The sequence below is a fragment of the Enterococcus sp. DIV1767 genome, from assembly GCF_050542585.1.
In the GTDB taxonomy this organism is placed as follows: domain Bacteria; phylum Bacillota; class Bacilli; order Lactobacillales; family Enterococcaceae; genus Enterococcus_D; species Enterococcus_D innesii.
Genome location: NZ_CP172936.1, coordinates 573,053 through 594,375 on the forward strand (window position 1 = coordinate 573,053; position 21,323 = coordinate 594,375).

At 32.2% G+C, this 21,323-nt stretch carries 17 protein-coding genes and 1 pseudogene; 12 read left to right on the forward strand and 6 right to left on the reverse strand.

Annotated elements, in window-relative coordinates; translation table 11 throughout:
* Window positions 1-86 precede the first annotated feature (86 nt).
* Window positions 87-1,307, forward strand: a complete 1,221-nt coding sequence (locus IGI78_RS02730; protein WP_430618342.1) for a hypothetical protein — start codon at window positions 87-89, stop codon at window positions 1,305-1,307.
* 529 nt (window positions 1,308-1,836) lie between these two features.
* Here IGI78_RS02730 and IGI78_RS02735 read toward each other — a convergent pair.
* Both IGI78_RS02735 and IGI78_RS02740 read right to left on the reverse strand, forming a co-directional pair.
* Window positions 1,837-2,496 (reverse strand): JAB domain-containing protein, encoded by a 660-nt coding sequence (locus IGI78_RS02735; protein WP_430618344.1) that lies wholly within the window; start codon window positions 2,494-2,496, stop codon window positions 1,837-1,839.
* A gap of 293 nt (window positions 2,497-2,789) precedes the next feature.
* Window positions 2,790-3,110 carry a helix-turn-helix domain-containing protein gene (locus IGI78_RS02740; protein ID WP_086270702.1) on the reverse strand — a complete coding sequence of 107 codons (321 nt, stop codon included), beginning with the start codon at window positions 3,108-3,110 and terminating at the stop codon, window positions 2,790-2,792.
* 151 nt (window positions 3,111-3,261) lie between these two features.
* On the opposite strand from IGI78_RS02740, the gene IGI78_RS02745 reads away from it, so the two are divergent.
* From IGI78_RS02745 to IGI78_RS02770, 6 genes are all read left to right on the forward strand, one after another.
* The gene (locus tag IGI78_RS02745; protein ID WP_430618346.1) at window positions 3,262-3,885 is read left to right on the forward strand and encodes a hypothetical protein; all 624 of its coding nucleotides are present in this window, start codon (window positions 3,262-3,264) and stop codon (window positions 3,883-3,885) included.
* A gap of 17 nt (window positions 3,886-3,902) precedes the next feature.
* On the forward strand, window positions 3,903-4,823 hold the full coding sequence (locus tag IGI78_RS02750; protein WP_430618347.1) for a hypothetical protein: 921 nt from the start codon (window positions 3,903-3,905) through the stop codon (window positions 4,821-4,823).
* Between the two features lie 177 nt (window positions 4,824-5,000).
* The gene (locus tag IGI78_RS02755; protein ID WP_430618349.1) at window positions 5,001-5,615 is read left to right on the forward strand and encodes a DUF5710 domain-containing protein; all 615 of its coding nucleotides are present in this window, start codon (window positions 5,001-5,003) and stop codon (window positions 5,613-5,615) included.
* Window positions 5,616-5,925: 310 nt separating this feature from the next.
* Window positions 5,926-8,919, forward strand: a complete 2,994-nt coding sequence (locus tag IGI78_RS02760) for a DEAD/DEAH box helicase family protein (RefSeq protein WP_430618351.1) — start codon at window positions 5,926-5,928, stop codon at window positions 8,917-8,919.
* A 29-nt stretch (window positions 8,920-8,948) separates the two neighbouring features.
* Window positions 8,949-10,538, forward strand: a complete 1,590-nt coding sequence (locus tag IGI78_RS02765; protein WP_430618353.1) for a type I restriction-modification system subunit M — start codon at window positions 8,949-8,951, stop codon at window positions 10,536-10,538.
* Complete coding sequence (locus IGI78_RS02770; protein ID WP_430618355.1) at window positions 10,538-11,707, forward strand: restriction endonuclease subunit S; 1,170 nt, start codon at window positions 10,538-10,540, stop codon at window positions 11,705-11,707. Before IGI78_RS02765 ends, IGI78_RS02770 begins: the two co-directional genes overlap by 1 nt.
* 23 nt (window positions 11,708-11,730) lie before the next feature.
* Here IGI78_RS02770 and IGI78_RS02775 read toward each other — a convergent pair whose 3' ends face one another.
* The 3 genes and pseudogenes from IGI78_RS02775 to IGI78_RS02785 form a co-directional block, all read right to left on the reverse strand.
* Window positions 11,731-12,654, reverse strand: coding sequence for a site-specific integrase (locus IGI78_RS02775; protein WP_430618357.1), 924 nt, complete (start codon window positions 12,652-12,654; stop codon window positions 11,731-11,733).
* Between the two features lie 73 nt (window positions 12,655-12,727).
* Window positions 12,728-13,879, reverse strand: coding sequence for a restriction endonuclease subunit S (locus IGI78_RS02780; protein WP_430618359.1), 1,152 nt, complete (start codon window positions 13,877-13,879; stop codon window positions 12,728-12,730).
* Between the two features lie 595 nt (window positions 13,880-14,474).
* Window positions 14,475-14,627, reverse strand: a pseudogene (locus tag IGI78_RS02785) (site-specific integrase); the annotation flags it as partial.
* Between the two features lie 150 nt (window positions 14,628-14,777).
* Between IGI78_RS02785 and IGI78_RS02790 the strand changes: the two are divergent.
* The 4 genes from IGI78_RS02790 (at window position 14,778) to IGI78_RS02805 (ending at window position 17,909) form a co-directional block, all read left to right on the forward strand.
* On the forward strand, window positions 14,778-14,942 hold the full coding sequence (locus tag IGI78_RS02790; protein WP_195265289.1) for a hypothetical protein: 165 nt from the start codon (window positions 14,778-14,780) through the stop codon (window positions 14,940-14,942).
* 95 nt (window positions 14,943-15,037) lie between these two features.
* Complete coding sequence (locus IGI78_RS02795; RefSeq protein ID WP_195265287.1) at window positions 15,038-15,445, forward strand: hypothetical protein; 408 nt, start codon at window positions 15,038-15,040, stop codon at window positions 15,443-15,445.
* Between the two features lie 38 nt (window positions 15,446-15,483).
* Complete coding sequence (locus IGI78_RS02800) at window positions 15,484-15,816, forward strand: hypothetical protein (protein WP_195265285.1); 333 nt, start codon at window positions 15,484-15,486, stop codon at window positions 15,814-15,816.
* Window positions 15,817-15,989: 173 nt separating this feature from the next.
* Complete coding sequence (locus IGI78_RS02805) at window positions 15,990-17,909, forward strand: DUF4435 domain-containing protein (protein ID WP_195265283.1); 1,920 nt, start codon at window positions 15,990-15,992, stop codon at window positions 17,907-17,909.
* A 310-nt stretch (window positions 17,910-18,219) separates the two neighbouring features.
* Here the strand turns inward: IGI78_RS02805 and IGI78_RS02810 are convergent, their stop codons facing one another.
* Window positions 18,220-18,402, reverse strand: a complete 183-nt coding sequence (locus tag IGI78_RS02810) for a tyrosine-type recombinase/integrase (RefSeq protein WP_229045556.1) — start codon at window positions 18,400-18,402, stop codon at window positions 18,220-18,222.
* A 364-nt stretch (window positions 18,403-18,766) separates the two neighbouring features.
* Here IGI78_RS02810 and IGI78_RS02815 point away from each other — a divergent pair, with 364 nt between their 5' ends.
* Window positions 18,767-20,482, forward strand: a complete 1,716-nt coding sequence (locus IGI78_RS02815) for a P-loop NTPase fold protein (protein ID WP_430618362.1) — start codon at window positions 18,767-18,769, stop codon at window positions 20,480-20,482.
* Window positions 20,483-21,323 lie beyond the last annotated feature (841 nt).

Below are 21,323 nucleotides of genomic sequence, written 5' to 3' on the forward strand. Positions count from 1 at the left end.
CACTATAAGCTAGCAAAAAAAGTGAGGGGTGGTATAATTTTAGTAGAAAAAAAAGAAAAATCTACTACATTCATAAAGGAGAAGCAATGATCAATTTTCAATATTACTTGTATAAAAGTATCGGAAATCGAGTTCGATTTTATCGGAAAAATGTAATAGGACAAGCACAAGCCGATTTTATTGAGATGTTGAAAGGAGAAGGATTGTTTATGGATAGGCAGCGCCTTTCTCTCATTGAAAACGGTAGAAATATTGAGGGGAAAAATCCTTATTTGCTTTCAGAGACGCAAATTGATTTATTTCAAAAGATATTTAAAATGAGTCGCACAAAACTGTTATTTGGTGAATATGAAGAACGTATGCGATTAATCAAACTAATTTTATTGTCTTTACTTATGAACGGGGTAAGTAATACAAAAGCGAATCAACAGTGGCATCCTTTTTTTGTTGATCCGATAGAAGATGAGTCCGAATTTATACGAACCTCAATGCTTAATTTGACTAATCAATCCTTAAAAGAAGAAGCAACAGCAGTATTTATTGGACATAATAGAGCGAAAACGAAAAAAATCGTAGCAAGAATCAGTGACTATCTGCATGAGGAATATCCATTCTTCTTCAATAAAACAAATAGAAGAGATTATCAATTATTGGCATCAGAGTATGAACATGAATTTGAGAAAAGTTCTAACTTGTACTTAAAACTACTATTTGGAAATTTGGATTACTCAATGGATTTTTTTGATAGTTTGTTGAACTTGAGTCAGCAACTGGATGAATATAAGCAAGCACCGACACAACTTTTATTAAATAGAGGTCAATATGGAGATTTAGCTATTGGCTGGTTAGAGATTCGTTTCCCACTTTTTATTAAAGCTTTTAATGAAGTTTGGGAAAGGCATGGTAAAAGATTTTGTGATTTTTTTCAATCCCAGTTGTTTGATTGCCGAACCGAACATTTTTCAAGCAATAATGTTATGAAGGATTTAACATCTGACTATGTCCATTCCTTATTGACTTCGGAAGAATTTATCAGTTTATTAGAAGAGTTGTTAACAATAGATGAGTATACAGAAGAAACAATGATTGGTCATAACTACGCTAGAAACCTTTTGCAAACCACGATCAATGAGAATTTAAAAGATGACCGCATCTATTCAAAAGATATCTATGATGAGGAAAAATATTTTTATGATGTCAGACAACTTAATTTTTTAGTAAAACAAAGTAACAAACTAAACGCAAAACAATCTCGTCTTGCGCTGTTTGCCTGCAACTATGTAGAAATAAAAAAAGTCATTGAATGAGTTTGTCAAAATAAGTTATACTTGTTATATAAAGAAATAAGTGTTCTTTTTTTCAGAGGGATAGGCGTCGGATAAATTTCTGTTTTTACTGCTAGCCAGACAAAAAAATAAACGAGTGGGCTCAGCTATGCTGAGTGGCAAAAATCATCGCAGATAATTTTTGTCATACTCACTCCTTATGCTCTTGTTGAGTGTCCCCTCGATATTATAGGAGATGGGTCCTCATTAATGAACTATAGTTGTTACAAGGGGTTAAGCGATTAAGAAATTGAATGCAACGCATTCATGAGGGCCCAGAGGGCCCTCGTTCGCCAAAACCACTTGTTGTTATCACGAACAGGTGGGCCCAAAATCATCTATCATCATTAATTAATGTATACCGAGGGCCCACTAGGTAAAGGTCGGAAAAAAGTTGGAAAAAGATTTTGTTAAAGAAACATTGATGATTTCGATAGAATATTTTGAACGGATCATTTTTCTTTGACATCTCTTTTTTTGTCGTTATTTTATTATGCGGATAAACAGAGTGCTATTGCAAATAATCTGTTTCTTCGGCATATGAGAAATAATGATTGTCACCAATAATCAGATGATCTAATAAGGGGATTCCTATTTCTTGACCGACAATATTTATTCTCTTTGTTACAGCATGATCATTTGTGCTGGGTGCGGGATGACCGCTAGGATGATTGTGCACACAAATTATACGCGCAGCATTATCTAGTAAAGCTTGTCGAAAAATATCTCGCGGATGAACAATTGCTTGATTTAATGTTCCAATGAATAAAGTGTGCTGTTTAATCAGCTTATTTTTTGTATCAAGAGTGAGCAAGAGAAAGTTCTCTTGTGTCAAATGATTCATTTCACCAATTAATCTTTGTGCTAGTTCAAATGATGAAGCGATTGGAACGCTCTTTTTTAATGAACTCAGACAATAACGACGACAAAGTTCGAACATTGCTTGCATCTGAACAGAATTAGGCTTATCGATATCATCAATCAACCATGTGATTTCTTGGACATTGTTGATTGTAAGAGCGACTTCAGCAGCTTCAATTGGTGACAACTCTAAAGCAAGTTCAATGAGTTCTTTGTTCGATAATTGGTCGGCTGTCGCAGCTAATAAATGCTCTTGTGCATTCATTGCTTCATAGGATTGAATTCCGTCTTTAATTTGATAATTTGGCATTTTATTCCTCCATCTTAGCAGTTATTTCAAGCTTTTTATCGGCAAACGTAGAACGTTTGCAATTTTTATAAACTTGGTTTGACACAGTTTGTCATATAACACTTGACGTTACTTGACAGGAGGTTTAAAATTAATTTGACAAAAATTTTTATTATTTTATTAATTACGAAATTAATTCATGATCCTTTGAGGTATTTATTTTTAAAATTGAATCGTGTATGATAGCTTTAGCCCCGAGGGTTAAGGCTTTTTTCTTGTTCAAAATAAAAAAGAATTGGCATAAGACCAATTCTTTATGGCTCAGATAGATTAACAATCTCTCGTGCGATAGAGGTTAATTGTTTTTGTTTAGGTGATTTTTGAATCTGATCAATTACCTTAACTAACTCGGGGTTATCTGATTCAAATTCTAGAAAGCCAAAGAACTGTGCAGGTGTCATGTGAAGACCTTTGATAATTTTCTCAAGTGTATTGAGGGTGATATTGATTTCATTACGCTCAACGCGTCCTAAATACGTATCATCAATTTCTGAGGTACGAGACAAGTCAGCTAATGTCATCTTTTTATTGATGCGATAATGACGGATTTGGTCCGCAACCATTTTGTTTAGCATAAATGCCACCTCCTTACTCTTTAATGATAGAGCTTTAAGGAGGAAAAAATCAGATGACAAATGTATTTTCGTTGTGTAAAATAATACATATATGTATTTATGGATTTATTGAAAAGATAGATAAGTATTTTTTGTAGAAAGAAGGATGAGAATGGTTTATGTGAATATGGTACAAAAAATGTTGGTAGTTCGTAAAAAATTTTTCTTAAATGTGGGTACATTGATTGCAATATTCTTTGTTGCTATGGGGATTTTAGCATTTATGGTAGGGATTCTTGAAACGCTCTTCACCTTTAGCATGATTTATAGTTTTGGAGAAGCTATTGCTCTAATTTTTCAGTTGGTTTATGGACTGTTAATTGCAATATATTTTCCTTTTGTGAAACTCTGGATCGAAAATAATCCTATGTATGATGCATTTTTTGCAAAGAAAAAAGTGTCAAAACATATCTCGGAAGTTTTAAGTGGGCGTAACCATATTGATCGGACGACAACTGACGATGTGAAACGAACGGTTTCTGGAACAGTTGATCGATTTGGTAACTTATATAACGCGGATCTCAAAGAATATCGATCAAGAAAGACAGCAGAGATAAAAAAAGGTGAGTACACTGATATGTACATCCTTAGATATATGGTATTAAAACCAACACTCTTTCTGCTTGCTTGGTTATTGACGCCATTCATTGGATTAATTGCTATTCCACGATTGAAAAAAATTGGATTAGAGAGTATTTTAGATGAACAATTGGAAAATGAGCGTTTGACCAACTAAAAGGAGAGAATTTATAAATGAGAAGAAGATTGAAACACTTAGTTTATATGTTCCCAATAACCATATTGATTTTAATATCGGTTACCGGATGTAAAAGTAATAGCAAGAATGAACAAAATCAAGGATCTCCAGTAGAGCCCATGGTTCAAGAGAACGTATCCTATACGTTTGCTGACTATATGAATGATAAAGGTAAAGAGACAAAACTATGGTATGTTACAAAAGATGATTTTGGAAAAAATACAGCAATTGAGTCTATTTTAGTATTTGATAAGGATAATAAAATTAGCAGATATAAGAATACTAAGTTAACTATCGGCGAAGTCTCTAAGATGACAGATGAAGAGATAGTAGAAAAAGTTAAGCAAGATGAATTTGATTATCAATCAGCTAGAATTCAAGGTGTACGAGAAGATATTGCAATGGCGGAGGAGCTGTTAGAGAAAAGCGACAGTTCCATAGTAAAATCAGGAAAAGAATTCCTATCCAAGATGAAATCAGATAATAATTTGAACCCAATTGATATCGAATCATCAGATTTTTATTTCAATATTATCACTGATTCATCAGGAAATCAGACAGAGAAGGAAGAGTTTTCATTTATTATTCATGAAGTGAGTTACCCTGATTCTAGTTATACAGGTTTATATAATGTGGAAGGAGATTTGTATGCGATTGGGGACAATTATGTAAATGATGAGACAATCAATGAGGCAATCTCCAACAAAGAATATCAAATGCGTACAGTGCAAAATGAGGTAACTTATGAAATTACGGCTCCGACTGTAGTACGAGCGCCCCAAGTTTATGAAAGTACGTATAATTATTTTCCTATTGAGCCTCTGGGATGGTCTATAGCCTTCAGAACAAAAGATTTAGTTTCACTTCAATTTGATCAACCAGATACGGATATTGAGAATATTACCATTGATGAATAGTCTTTTGCTCCTTATTTTTTATGAATGAGGAGCTTTTTTACTTTTTCTACAAGAAAACGTATTTTTAAAATTATAGAATATATTTCCGCGATTTTTAGTCGAAAAGCTGGAAAATGGACAGTGTGACTAAAAAAGTATGGTATCATAAGTGAAAACGCTCACTAAGGAGGTTGTATTATGCTTTATTTAACTGTTCCATTTGAACAAAAAGAGTTGGCTAAACAATTAGGTGCGAAGTGGGATCCAAAAGAAAAAAAGTGGTATGTTGAAAATCAAAATGACTATGTAAAGTTCAAAGAGTGGGTTGATGGATGTATTATCGTCAAAGACAACTTTTTAATTGTTGAAGGTCAACAGTCGTGTTGGAAGTGTCATAAAAATACGAAGGTTTATGCTGTAGGAGCTTTATCAGATAATATTATTGATTTAGACAGACCAACAGTCTCAGTTCAAAAAGATACTGGTTATGATCTCCAGTTATGGGCATTAAATGATGAAATTCCTAAAAAAATAAGAGAAGAACTTTCGACGAAGTTTGGATGTAAATTTAAGTACTCCTACACAGAAAAGAGAAGCTACTTTGCTAATGTTTGTTCTCATTGTGACAGCTTACAGGGGAATTTCTTTTTGTATAATGAACCAGATAGTCCGTTTGGATATATGAATGACAGCGAATTGACACTGTATAAGTATGACTTGAAGGATGATGTGGGCTCTTGGTTGGTGTTGGATAGGAGCATTTCACCAGATTACTTTTATTTGAGACGATGTAAATCTGCTAATGTGACATGATTTTTTTATTTGTATCAAAATATTTTTTTGGGGTTATTTTGAAAAAGATTATAAAAATCTGTTTCTTTCAAAACTAAGACAACTTAATAACATTTAAAAGTTATGTGCGATGATTAGTCGAAACAAGCCAGTTTACTTTTCTAAAGGCACATCTAGCTTATTCAGGTTCATCATTACAATTTAATTAGTACAATATTATTTAGTGAATCAATGATATAATAAGCATATATTATAACTCACGCTGTAATTCAGCATAAGTTTTAACGAAAGATAAATTAATAAATAGAATATAGTGAAAGGAAGGATGCATTTGGCAGAAGCAAAGTTTGAAGCAGCATTGATAAAAAAACTTGAAGCTGAAGGGTGGACTTATCGAGAAGATCTGTCTAATGTCAGCATCAAAAAAATCGAGCAGCACTGGCGAGAAGTGTTAAATGAAACAAATGCGCATAAATTGAATGGCATACCATTATCGGATATTGAGTTTGGTATAATTTTGCAGGAATTACAACGTATAAGGACACCTTATGATGCGCAATTGTTACTGGTTGGTGCAGGCGGTGTCGGATCGATTCCACTAACAAGAGATGATGGATCAAATATTGAAATTGAAATCTTTTATGAAGATGATGTTGCCGGAGGTCGTTCTCGATATGAAGTGGTTAGTCAAATCAATTTTACCGAATTGCCTAAAGGATTAACTACAAAACGTATCATTGATCTTGCACTCCTAATCAATGGCATACCTGTTGCGCATATAGAAGAAAAAGATGAACATCTGCAAAATCAGTGGAGCGCCTTTGAGCAGTTGAAAGGATACCATGGTGACGGTTTATACCATGGATTATTCGCATTTGTCCAAGTGCAGTTTATGTTGAGTCAACATTCTGCTCATTATTTTGCGAGACCGAATGCTTTTGAACATTACAATAAGACCTATGTATTTGGATGGCGAGATGAAAACAACAACGATGTAACGGATGCCTTTGTTTTCGTGCATCAAGTGATGGGGATACCAGCGTTACATCGATTGATTACTGTGAATATGATTCCCGATGCTTCGAATGATAATTTGATGGTGATGCGTAGTTATCAAATTCAAGCAACACGCCAAATTTTGCAACGGATGAAAGAAATGGAAACTAGCGGCTTGATTCAAAAAGAAGGAGGCTATATCTGGCATACAACAGGGTCGGGGAAAACAGTCACCTCTTTTAAAGTGGCGCAACTTCTGGCATCTGCCCCAAGAATCCGAAATGTGCTATTCATTGTTGACCGTGTCGATCTAATTGACCAGACATTGGAGAATTTCAAAGATTTTGCTTATATCCATTTTAAGCAACGGATTAAAAAAGTTAATGGTCGAGAACTAAAACAGGCGTTGAAGCATAAAGGGGCTTCGCAGATATTATTAATATCTGTGCAAGGATTAACCAAAGCAGTGAAGAACGGTTTAAAGAATGGGGATTGGAATGTCATCATTATGGATGAAGCTCATCGCAGTGCTAGTGGTGAGTCAGTACAATTGATCAAGCAAGCATTCAAGAAGACGACTTGGTTCGGCTTTACAGGAACACCCAATTTTTATTCCGATGAATTAAACGATATCAAAACGTCACGCGACATTTCAACCCATGATATTTTTGGCAAGCGACTGCACACATACTCGATCAAAGATGCAATTGGTGATGGAAATGTTTTGGGATTTGATATTACTTACTTCCGTCCGCATTGGGTGATTGAAAATCCAGTAGATGATTTTTCTGAGAAAGATTATGAAAAAGAGATTTATCAGAGCGCTGTATATAGACAGGAAGTTATAGAAGATATTCTCAAAAACTGGAAAAAGACTTCGAGTGGCGCTTTAATATCAGGCATAAGGGAAGAAAATGTGTTCCAAGCGATGTTAGCTGTATCAGGTAAACAAGCCGTTGTACACTATTACAATATTTTTAAAGAGAATGCGCCGCATCTCAACGTAGCGATGACGTTCTCTCGTGATGAATCCAATGAGCCAGGAACAAAAGAACTCAATGAATCATTGAAGAAGGCCATTCGAGAATATACACAGAAATTTAATGTTCCAAGTATTTTGGATGCTAAAGACCCTACTCGTGCGTATATGTTAGATATCACGAAACGTTTGGCACGAAAAAAACCGTATAATAAAGGATTAGCTGAAGACCGATTAGATTTGGTCATCGTTTCAGATCAACTTTTGACGGGCTTTGATTCTAAATTTGTCAATATGATCTACATGGATAAAATGCTTAAAGAAGGTATGTTGATTCAGGCAATGTCCAGAACGAATCGGACATACAATCGCAACAGTAAACCCCATGGAAAAGTCCGTTTCTATCGTCAAGGGGATGAGATGCAAGAATATGTTGAAAATGCGTTACGCATTTATACTAAAGGTGGAAATGATACTTTAGAAGAAGCAGAACAAGAAACAACAGAGCAAGAAATCAAAGGTTTTGAAAAAGATGATATCTTAGCAAAACCGCAAAGCCATCAAATTCTTGACTTAGAAAGTGCTGTTGTTCGCTTAAAAGAGCTATCTGATGAGCATTTTGGCAAAACACCTCGCGGAGAAAATGATTTGAAAGAATTCGTCAATCTAGGACTTGCAACGCAGAACAAAATTCAACGCTTGGTTCAACAAGGATACGAATTGGGAAGTGAAATAGAGCTATTAGACGATAAAAGAGAACCAACAGGTGAGATGGTTCGTTTGGATATCTCTAGTAATGAGGAATTTGGTGCGTTGCAGGCAAGGCTAAATGATGCTCGTGAACGGTTACCAGAAAAGGATCGTCCAGATTTAACAGAGATTAAAGTTGGGCTTGAGTTTTATAATCATCAAATTATTGATTATGACATGTTGGTTGAATTACTGAATACCTTTATGGATGACAAAAGCACAACCAACAAAGAAGCAATTGAAAAACATATTACGCCGTTGGATGATGAGAATCGCCAAGAAATTAAGGATATTGTTCAAGATATTGAAGCAGGAGAAATTACAAAACATTTTACAACAGAATCGCTGCAAAATACCCGCAAAAAATATCGAACAGAACGCCGTGAACTCAAAATACGTCGATGGGCTGCCAACCAGAATGTTAACAGTAATATGATTTTAGAGGCATACGATACCTATATGCCAGGGCATTCGTTGATAGAAAATCCAAAGCTCCATGAGATAGTTAACCGTATCGAAGATCAAGAAAATATTGGTTTCTTTGAAGCTTCAGAATTTGAAGACGCGTTAATGTCCTTTTTTGAAGAATTTAAAAATTGATGTATTTGTAGAAAGTGAGAGAAGCACAGATGGCATTATCGAAAGAACAGCAGACAAAGATGTGGGCTATGCTTAATCAAACCCGGGGACAAATTGGCTTAACAGCCTATAAAGATTATATTTTTGGTATTTTGTTTTATAAATACTTATCTGAAAAGGCGACAAAATGGTTAGAAGGGGTTTTACGGGGAAAGACGTGGGAAGAAATTTATGCCCAAGATTCGGCGAAAAGTCTAGATTATATGAAGCGAAATCTAGGTTATGCCATTCAACCTGGCAACTTCTTTTCTGATTGGAAAGCTGCGATTGATGAAGATCAGTTTAATATCGGTTTGATGACTGATACGTTTGGACACTTTAATCAACAAATAGCATTGGAAGCAAAGGGAGACTTTGAAGGGATCTTCGATGGGATGCGCTTTGATAGTGCTGATTTAGGTGCAAATGCACAAGCACGTGCAAGCGTAATGATTTCAATGATTGAATTGCTATCAGCCCATGAGTTTGATTTGTCGGGTGGCGATGATGCCATCTCAGATATTTACGAATACTTGGTGGCACAGTTTGCTACAGTATTGGCTTCCGATATGGGGCAATATTACACACCAAAAGAAATCTCAACCATTATGGCAAGAATTTTGACCCACGGTAGAGAAGAGGAGGAGAAATTTTCCATCTACGATCCAACTGTTGGTTCAGGATCATTGTTATTGACTACAGCGAGTTTTATGAAGCATTCCCATAATCGTGGAATGATTAAATACTACGGACAGGAAAAGGATGCAACGCCTTATCGTTTAGCGCGCATGAACTTGATGATGCACGGTGTGGAATATAATGATATCAGCATCAACCATGCAGATACACTAGAAAGTGACTGGCCAGATGGTGTCGTTGATGGTAGAGATAATCCTCGTATGTTTGATGCAGTCATGGCGAACCCACCCTATTCTGCCCATTGGAACAGTAAAGATCGTGAAGATGATCCCCGATGGCGTGAATATGGTGTAGCCCCGAAAACCAAGGCAGATTATGCTTTTCTATTACATTGTTTATATCATTTAGAAGATAATGGACGAATGGCAATCATTCTACCTCATGGCGTGTTGTTTAGGGGCGCAGCAGAAGGTCGCATTCGTAAAGCTTTGATTGATCGCCATCAAATTGAAGCAGTGATAGGTTTTCCTGATAAACTATTCTTAAATACACCTATTTCTGTCTGTGTCTTGATTTTAAAAAAAAATCGCGTAGCGTCGGATATTCTGTTTATTGATGCAAGCAAAGACTTTGAAAAACTGAAAAATCAAAAACGATTAAGAGTAGAAGATGTTGAAAAAATCGTCAACACAGTTGTTCAACGTAAAGAAGTCGAAAAGTATGCCCATGTTGCAAGTTTAGATGAAATAAAAGAGAATGATTATAACTTAAACATTCCTCGTTATGTAGATACTTTTGAAGAAGAAGACCCAATTGATATCGTAGCGGTGAGTCAAGAAATCGCTAAAATCAATGCAGAAATCAAACAAGCTGAGTCAGAGTTTCTTTCTATTTTAAACGAATTAGCTGTTACTCCTGAGACTAAAGATTTGATAGAAGCTGCAAAAGGAGTGTTTGAATAGTGCGAGAAAAAAATGCTCCAAAACTGAGGTTTAAAGGTTTTTTTGAAGATTGGGAACAGCGTAAGTTTAATAATTTAGTAGTTAGAGTCAATAAAATTACTAACTCCAACAGTCTTCCAAAAATTGAATTTGAAGATATCTTAGCAGGAGAAGGTAGACTTAATAAAGATGTGAGTCAGAAGTTTGACAATAGAAAAGGAGTAGAATTTCTACCAAATGATATTTTATATGGAAAGTTGCGTCCATATTTGAAAAATTGGCTCAAACCCTCTTTTACAGGGGTAGCATTGGGAGACTTTTGGGTTTTCAGAGTTATAAAAAGTGATTCCGACTTTATTTATTCTTTGATTCAATCGGATAAATACCAAAGAGTAGCTAACGATACTTCTGGTACAAAAATGCCTCGATCAGATTGGAAAAAAGTATCAGAAACAGAATTTCTTGTTCCTGATAATAGGAACGAACAACAAAAAATCGGTAACTTCTTTAAACAACTCGACGACACTATCGCTCTTCATCAGCGTAAGATAGATAGTTTAAAGCTATTAAAACATGCTTTTTTACAAAAGATGCTTGTAAATCAAGGTTTTTTTCCAGAGGTGAGATTTGCTGATTTCGACGAAAAATGGGAACAGCGTAAGTTGGGAGATCTTGGTACTGTTGCTATGAATAAGCGAATTTTTAAGAAAGAAACATCTGAAAGAGGAGATATTCCATTTTACAAGATTGGAACATTTGGGTCTGTTCCAGACTCATTTATTTCAAGAAGATTATTCGATGAGTACAAAGAAAAATATCCTTATCCTGAAAAGGGAGACCTCTTGATTTCTGCTTCAGGCAGTATTGGAAGAGTGGTTGAATATACAGGAGCTGACGAGTACTTTCAAGATTCTAATATTGTATGGCTCAAACATGATAATCAATTAGTTAATTCATTTTTAAAACAGTTTTATAATATCGTTAAATGGCATGGACTAGAAGGTAGTACAATTAAGAGACTCTACAATAAAAATATTTTGGAAACAGAAATAGGTCTGCCTAGTCGTGATGAACAACAAAAGATCGGTTACTTTTTCAAACAACTCGACGATACTATCGCTCTTCATCAAAATAAATTAGACAATTTTAAGCAATTAAAGAAATCTTTTTCACAAAAAATATTTATATAAAAAGGCGCCTAGACGCCTTTTTATTATACCAATGCAGCTAAATGACGCATAATTTTATCATTATCCTGATTTTCCAATTCTTGAATGATATGAAGATAAGTCTCTTGTGTAGTAGTCATACTTGAATGTCCTAGTCTTTTTGCCACACTGGCAATCGATACACCAGCAAATAATAGCAGTGATGCATGTGTATGTCTTAAAGAGTGAACTGTTATGACAGGAATTCCTGCGTTCATACATAAAACTTTCAAACGATTATTTATCGTGGAGTTAAATACGCGTTTATTTACAAAAATAGGTTTGTCTATATCTAATTCTTTGACCAATTGAGAAAATTGCATGGCTAATTGCCAATCCATTTGAATATTTCGCACAGAAGAAGCATTCTTAGTAGGTTGAAAATCACCAATTGAATTTCTGTAATTCCATGTTTTTGTAATAATTATCTTTTGATTAAAGAAATCAAAATCACCTGGAGTGAGTGCCAATGCCTCGGAAAACCTTAAGCCTGTTTTTGTTACCAATAAAATAAACCAATCCCAATTTAGTTCTGAACTCAAGTCTAATTCACGCAATAATAATTGAAGCTCGTGTTGATTTAAAAACTTGGGTTTCTTTTCTCTAGGCGCTTTTCCTTTGATAATGACTTTTCTGGTTGGATTTTGAGTCAATATCCCCTCATCAACCGCATCAAGGATAGCGCCTTTAATTTGATGGTGAAAATCCATTGTTGTTTGTTTTTCATGATCTTCCGCATACTTATTTAACAGTGTTTGATAGCTTCGTCTATCTAAATCACTAAGCTTGAGATCAGGTGCTAATTTAGTTATCCATTGCAAACTCATGTAATATTTTTCCAATGTAATTGAACGAATTGATCCTACTTTATATAGTTCAATCCATTCTTCAAAATACTTGTAAAACAGTTGCGCTCTCTTTTTTTTCAATATAAAAACCTCCTAATAATTTTGATGTTACTTGTTAATTATTAGGAAGTTTAAACTAATTGTGAAGAAATTTTTAAATAAACATAGATTGGAGGAATACTTTTTTTAGTTGATTTAGGTTATTTAGCTTTTTTTGATAAAGATCAATTGTGTTTTCAATTATTTGCAAAAAATGACTAATTTGTTTTTGTTCTTGATACGATGGATAAACAAACGTCATCTTTGAAATTTGTTGGAAGTTTAAACCCTCTCTACCTCCACCAGCTTGATTAAGTTCTATTTTCTTTTGTCCATTTTGAGATGAGATATTTAATTGAATAAATTTCGGATCATATTTATTTTTAGGTCGTATAATACAAACATGCTGATTTACATTAGATTTTTCAGAAAGTTGATAGACTGCACTTCTTCCAATTGATGCACCTGTAATGTTAAGTAATATATCGTTTTTCTGAACTCTACTATTTTTCATTTCCTCATCAACTTCATTCGATATGAAAACTACATCATCGAAGTGCACAAAGTTTTCAAATATATTTTGAGATCGAATTAACCTTATTCCGTGATTCAAATAAGTTGCGTTTCCTCCCCTCGGGGTCTTTCCGCTTCCAATTTTTTCCGTAATGTCTCCCAGCTTGTGCTGTGTCCATTTCTCTTCAAAATCAGCAAATCTCACCTCTGGAAAAAAACCTTGATTTACAAGCATCTTTTGTAAAAAAGCATGTTTTAATAGCTTTAAACTATCTATCTTACGCTGATGAAGAGCGATAGTGTCGTCGAGTTGTTTAAAGAAGTTACCGATTTTTTGTTGTTCTTCGAAGCTTGGCGCAGGAATTGGCATTTTTAAAAACGTATCAACATGAATTCTTTTCGCTCTCCTTGAACCATTTGCTAAGTTTCCTTGAAATTTATAAAAACGTGCTAATGATACATACTCTAATAAAAATATTGGATTCATATTTTCCTCAATATCAAAAGATGGGGAATCTAGAGTTGACTCATACCCATCTAACTCAAGTGGTATTACTCCAAATGCTTGGTTCAAAAAATCTAATTTACCATATATAAACTGTCCAGACTTTCGGATATAATACTGAGTTGCAGAACTTCCAGAATAAATTTCCACCTTTGGAATTACACCTTTTCTCCAAAGTTTTACAGTCAGTTTTTTTGCGATGCTACCATCTGACCCCTTAATTTTACTCTCTTTTAGAAAACATCCCAACTTACGCTGTTCCCAATCGTATAAAGATAAGGGGAATTTCCTACTTATATCCGATTAATTTTAATTTCAAATATTCCTTGAGGTAAAAAATTTTTCTGGAACTATTTCAATTGGGAAAGTAATAATATTATTAAGTTTAATATTCTATTTGAATTTATATGTATAAAATCATTTTTAGTGTTTCTTAACTTACCAATATTCTTAACCCTACCACCTACTGCTTAAAAGTTTATAACAACCGCTAAAAATTAGCTAATAGCAATAGAGTTGAATAATATGAAATTTAAATACTAGAAACTAAAATTTTCAACTAATAATTCATATAATTTTGCAGTTGTAAATTGATTTAGATTAGTTAACAGATATCTAACACCAAAACTAACACCAATTCAAAAAAGTCATACGATTCCCATAAAACTAACTAGATATAAAAATCTTGATTTAATAGTGGTTAGAAGTTGTTAAAATTTGTAGAAAACACTATACAGGTACTGGAAGGTAGTGTGGGGTAAACCTATTATATGAGCTAGAACCCTTGATGTATAAGGATTCTAGCTTTTTTGTTTTGTCTTGATAGTAGAAATGACCAGTTTTTTTACTGATTATCCATCATATCAGCAAAGTCTTGACCAGTTTTCTTAGGGGCGTTGTTTGTAATGTGTGCATAGATGTCTAATGTCACTTTACTATTTTCATGCCCTAATCGTTGTTGAACTACCTTAACAGATTCTCCAGCTTCTAATAGCAAACAATAGCTTCTATTGGTTATCATTGGTTAAAGAACGATGATATAATAAAAATGAGATGATTTAATGAGAGATAAGATAGCTAAAATGAAACTATACGTGATTTAGAAAAAAGTATACAAGGAGCTAAGCTTCTAAGCGGCATTTCCTCATTGTTTGGTATTCAAATTGATGAAGATTTTGATCTGCTAGAAAAAAAGATATTAGAAATTAAAGGATTAGCAGATAGGTTTAATGAAATATTTTCTTCTAGAGGATGGATTGCACATGATTCTTTAGATGTAGAAGTAATGAAAAAATCTGTGGAACAGGAATAGATGGGGAAAGTCTTATTATGAAGGAAAACTAGAATGGCTAATTAACATATTATCTTCATAGACCTATATTCCAAGAAAGAGCTTAGTTACTAAATTTGGCTAAAAAAGATTATTTTGAAGAAAGATATCATAGCTGTATCCCAATTGTGTTGACGTTGGTTGATGGAATAGTTAATGACATTAACCCAACAGGGTTATTTGCTGATGCGACAGACTTAGACGTATGGGATAGCATTGCAGGTCATTCTATAGGACTAAATTCTCTTGTAGATATTTTAAAGACAAATAGAACAAAAACTAATGTAGAACCGATTTATTTACCTTATAGAAACGGTATACTACATAGTAGGGAATTGAATTATAATAATAAGATAGTTGCTATTAAGACATTTGCTATTTTATTTTATGTGAATGACTGGATTCAGTCTTTAGAAAGTGAAAAAAGAAGAAAAGAGTATCTAGAGGAAAAAAGAAAAGTAAAGAAACAAGTTTTTTTGATATAGCTAGGAAATGCACTGATCACAAAAAGAAGTTACAAAAAATGAATAAGCTACTTGAAGAATTGCAACCAAGAAAAATTGAAAATAGTTATGAGCACTTTACTATTAAAGATTGTACACCAGAAGCCAATGCTATTAAATTTTTAGAATGCATTAAAAAAAGAAACTTTGGTACACCAGTTAGTCTGTACTTTAAAAATATATTTGGAAAAGTTTCAGTGAAAGAAAAAGCTGGACTATTTAGAAAAGAATATGAGGATATCAGATTGGATAGTTATTCTATAAATAAAATAGATGATAAAGGGGCGTCAGTGCTCATGTATATATTTCTATGGTTTATAGACTTCATGGTGTATGAAAAAATAAAGAATTAGATTGTAGGATGATATATGAATAACAGGGAGAAGTTGAAAACAGGTTGATAGAGGAAGGAGAGTGGAAAATTTTGAATATAGAAGGGATAGTAGATCAATTTTAGCTTTAAATAATTTAAAACGAACTAGTATAAAAGTATTAATGGTAACGAAAAAAATTTAAGGAGCATAAGATGGAAATTAAAGAGAGAGTCAATAAAATAATACTATCTTTAAAAAATGTAAGCACTGAAATTAGTGGAATAACTGATGAAGTACTTAAAGAAAATATAGATACCAAAAAGTTGGAAATGAGTATATTATCAATAATCGAGAAGCTTGAGAAAAGTAATATTTCAGTTGAAAGCAGTAATGTTCAATTAAGCACATTAATTGATGAAATAACGAATAATTTTTATATTCAGGTTATATCGTATGAAACTAATTATTATTCTGATTTATTAGAAAAATATAACTTTATTCAAAATATCATAAATAGCTTGTTAACTGACTTGAATCGAATTGATTATTTGTCATTGATTCGTGAAAAAAATGTTGTGTTAGTTGGTGGGAATGGTGCTGGTAAGTCAAGTTTTGCTAGTTTTTTAAAAGATAGTATGTCTAATAATATTGTTGTAATACCAGCACAGAAATTTTTGTTTTATAATAGGCAAATAAATTCATTGCATTTAACGGATAAAGAAAAAATGAGAAACATACAGCAAACTAACTTCATTGGAAAGGGCAAATTTACTACGATAATACAAGATTATGAAGTTAGAGAGTTCATGAATGATTTATCTGAGTTATTTTCTAGATTAGTAACAGTTATTTCAAATGAGCAAGTTCAAGAAGTAAATAAGATATTTGATGAAGGTGAATTATCAGAATCTAATAGAGATAATACAATCTTATTCAAAATTAATAAATTATGGCAATCACTTATCCCTGATATTGTTTTTGAATTAGATACGACTAATCGAATATTGAATCCTAAAAAAAATAATCAGATATATTCGATAAACTCATTAAGTGATGGTGAGAAAGCAATTCTTTATTATGTTTGTCAAATTTTTTTAGCAGAACCTAACAGTTTTATAGTGGTTGATGAACCGGAAACGTTTTTAAATGTATCAAATTTTAGCAGGTTATGGGATACACTAGAATCATATAGACAGGATTGCAAGTTTATTTACATATCTCATGTAATAGATTTTATAGTTAGTCGTTCTAATGTGGATATGCTCTGGTGTAAACAATTTACATATCCTGATAGTTGGAATATTGAGCGTGTAGAGTATGAAGGTGATTTAGTCAACGAATTTCCAAAAGGGTTACTTTCAGAAATATTGGGAGCAAGGATCCCTATACTTTTTTGTGAAGGAGATAAAAATTCACATGATTATTTTGTTTATAGTAATTTGTTTAGAGAAGAAGTTGTAGTGTGCCCTGTTGGTGGTCATACTAAAGTCATTGAATACACAAGAGCATATAATAATTCTCCGGTGTTGGATAACAATTGCGCTTATGGAATTATTGATTCAGACTTAATGAGTGAAGATCAGATATTAAAATATAAAAGTGATAATGTTTATACTTTACCTTTTAATGAAATAGAGATGATTTTCTTTACGAGGGAAACAATTAGTAATGTATTAGAACCTAATTTTTCTGATGTAGAGCAGAGAATAAATAATTTTGTTACAAAGTTTTTTGAAAAAGTTAACCAAGAAAAAGAAGAGATAGTTGGGCAGATAACAAAAAAATATTTAGATAACATCATTTCAAATTACAGGGTAAATAAAATCCAATCAGGAGATGAAATGATTAATGAAATTAAAGACTGGTTAACTGATTTGAAAATAGCCACTAAAGAGAAAGATATTATAACAAACATTGAAGATACAATTCTCAATAAAAATTATGAAGAACTCTTAAAAATATCTCCTCAAAAAAAAGCAATTTCTATCGAACTTGCCAATAGAGAACTAGACAGTAGGTACTTGGAAAAAGCAAAAGTACGACTAAGTAGAAACAGAGAGCTAGTAGAAACTATCAAGCAAAAGTACTTCTCTGAGTTTTTTATTAGAAGTATAGATAGTAAAACGAACTAATCATTCAGATTAGTTCGTTAATTGTTCACAATAACATATATATAATTGACCAGATTTTGACCATGTTAGTTAGATAATCATTGATAAATACTGACTCATTTAACTACTATGAATCATCTTAATTGTTTTGTTTGGCAATGAATGACACTGGTTGAGAAGTTGATTTCAATATGGAAGGGTCTGCAGAGAATATATAGACACAATCTCTAAGTATTGATATATCAATGCTTAGAGACTTTTTTATTTACATGAATAAATGGAATACGACGTCACATATTGACGTAATTAGAAAATCTTTTGCCAGATTCTTTTACTTTTTCTGCTGGAAATGAGCGTATATTCTCATCGTATTATATATATATTTGTGTCCTAATCGATCTTGAAACTCTTTGATACTAGCTCTTGATTCAAAAAGTAAACTCGTATGAATATGACGAAAAGCATGTAATGTAACTTTTTCGAAATCATTTTGTTGAAAATATTTTATAACCAATCATTAGGAGCTTGTGTAAAATAAAGTTTGTTAAACTTGTTTATAAAAAGGTATTGGTCCTCTTTAGATGTATTATACCTAATTTAGGATATCAATACTTTTGATTGATGAATAAAAAAGTTGTTGATTTGAGTAATTAATTTGAAATTATAATAATTGAAAGATGTATTTTATATGATACATCTTTTTTCTGACAAAATAGTAAATGATGTAAAAAGGCCGAGGTTTAATACAATTTATTTAAACAAAATTTTATTGTAAGAGGCAGTGAAATACCTCGTTAATTATTATTAATATTTTTTGATACATAAATAAACTAAAGGACTTTATTGATTCAATAAAATAAAAAGTGAAGGTGATCTAAATGAATATTCAGGACATGAAACCTCTAAGTAAAATAAAAAGTGAAGGCTTTTATCCAGCAACATTATCAGGGAAAATCTCTAATATAGAGGATATCGTAAAAAAATTTTCAACAGGAATTTATGTTATAGGTGGGGACAGAGGCTCTGGGAAAACATCTTTACTGAACTCAATTGAAAATCAAAGTACTAGAACATGTGCTCAAAACCATGGAATTATAGTAGCCGAAAGTGAGTATTTTCTGCACTTAAATGTTGTTAATAAGAATACAGATTTATTGCGAGAACTGATTCTTTTTTTAGAACAAATATATATAAAAAATGCTGAAAAACTGAATAAAGAAATTTTGAATAGGATAGAAAATATAAAAGAAAAAGTATTGTTTGATATTTATTTAGAAGAAGTTGAAGAAGAAATTCGTGGTGAGCGCGAAACATCTACTTCGAATTTTTTTTTAGGGATTAAAGCATTATTTTCAGAATCTATTTTTTCAAAAGTAAGTTTTGATACTAATAGTATAAAGTTAAGTAAAAATGAAATTAGGAATAGAAGGATAAAATCCCCTAGACAAAGAAGAGAAGAAACTGTAAAAGAAGTTGTAAATTTACTCTCTATTTTTTCTGATGATTTCTCAATAGTAGTTGTGTTAGATGAGTTGGATAAACTTGATGACATCAGTCTCGAATATTTTATTGAAGAAAATAAGATTGTTCTAGTTGAAAGCCCAGTTATCTTTTTTTTAGTTGTAGATAGTCAAAAATATGTCAATTTAAAATATGACAAAAAATACTCTGCTTTAGATAATTTGATTCGTGAATATATTTTTTTACCAAGGCTGAATTGGCAAGAATTCATTTTAGTAGTCCCTAAACTATTAAAAATTAGTAGTCTTAAGACACTGCAAAGTATCTACTATGAAACAAAAGGGAATTTTCGTGAGATTATCAAACTAAAAAAAGACTATAACAATTATTATAGTCTAAAGGAAAGAAGAAATAAAAATGGTAGTATAAGTAGTAAAAATGTCCATTCATTTGAAATACTGATAGAAATTATAACAAATGAGTATATTATGGATTTACCTGAAGCACTTAATGAGATAGCAATTGATTTTATTCATGAAGTACTAGAAATTGCTAACATAAATAGTTACATAACTGAGCAAGAATTATTGGAAATTCAAGAAGGATATTTTTCTTCAAATAATGTGCTAAATAGTGTGTTAAACAGAGTTAAAGAAGTGGTTGTAAATTATACGGTTTCTAACAAGGATGAACAAAGTGGAACTCTGAAAAAAGAACTAGCAAAATATTATGAGCCTAAAAAATGGGTTGCGTTTTCAAAAAAATATCAATATATAGAGCTAGAGACAACTGAAATAGGCATACTTTACCAATTGTTAGAAATTTATTATGAAAGTGTGGATGGTGTAATAATTTGTAAAGAAACTAAGGAAGATTCTTTTTACAATACCTCATATACAGCAACAATATTAATCTCAAATAATTATATGAAACCTTTGGCATTGGTAAACAAACGGGGGTTTGCTTGGAATTTTGAAGAATTTAGGAGATATGGCGAAATGCTAAAATATTTAGAAGACAGACAAATTAAATATATTGATATAGAACTTCCAGCAAAAGAAACAATAATGGATTATATAAATAATTTAGAAGTATTTTATGATAGGTTTAAAGATAAGTATAAAGATTATTAGTCAGGAAAATGATAGTTATTTTATTCAAAGTAATAAATTTTGTACTAACAATATTTTAGAAAAAACAAAAATCCTGGAGTTTGTTATGGAAAAATATTACAAAAAAGAACTTGAAGTGTTAGTAAATACGCTCGTAGTGACAATGTAGTTTTTTTATCTAGTTGTCTTTTTAAGGCCAGGAAATTCACTATCATAGGGATATCCAAAGTGGAATGGGTGATTGAAAAAATGATTCGTTTATGACAATTTAGCATACGAAGTTTTTCAGAAGTAGAGGGATAGATATCTAAACAGCTACTTTCATCATTTGATGAAATATTAAGGTCTAGCAATACAAATAAAAGAAAAATTGATTTATTACACACTATACTACGTGGTGTTTTAGGGGGGGAATTCGATGATGCAAAACTTGATTTTGAAAATATTTTTAATAATGTGTAACCAGATTATATTGAAAATAGAGTTTTTATTTGAATTGGAAAATTGATCACAAACTTCATCTCTACAAGAAGGAGCACTAAAAACGCAGTGAAATTAAAACATTACATCTAAACTAAATGCAAGTGCCTTTATAGAGTTTTTACAAGGATCCCTAAAATTAGTAGATAGTTCAACATTCTTAGAATAAATTACCACCCATACTTTTCAAAGCTATTCTTATGTCGTTCTTGGATTTCAAAGAGAAGATTTAAAAAATTTAAATATGTAAGTCAAGTGTTATCGAAAAAATTTTTACGTAGTTCGTTCAAAGCTTATGTCAATTTATTGAACTTAGCTAGAGTAACTAGATTTAAAGATGGAATTATAAAACACTTAAGTCATATCTCTATTACGATCTTTA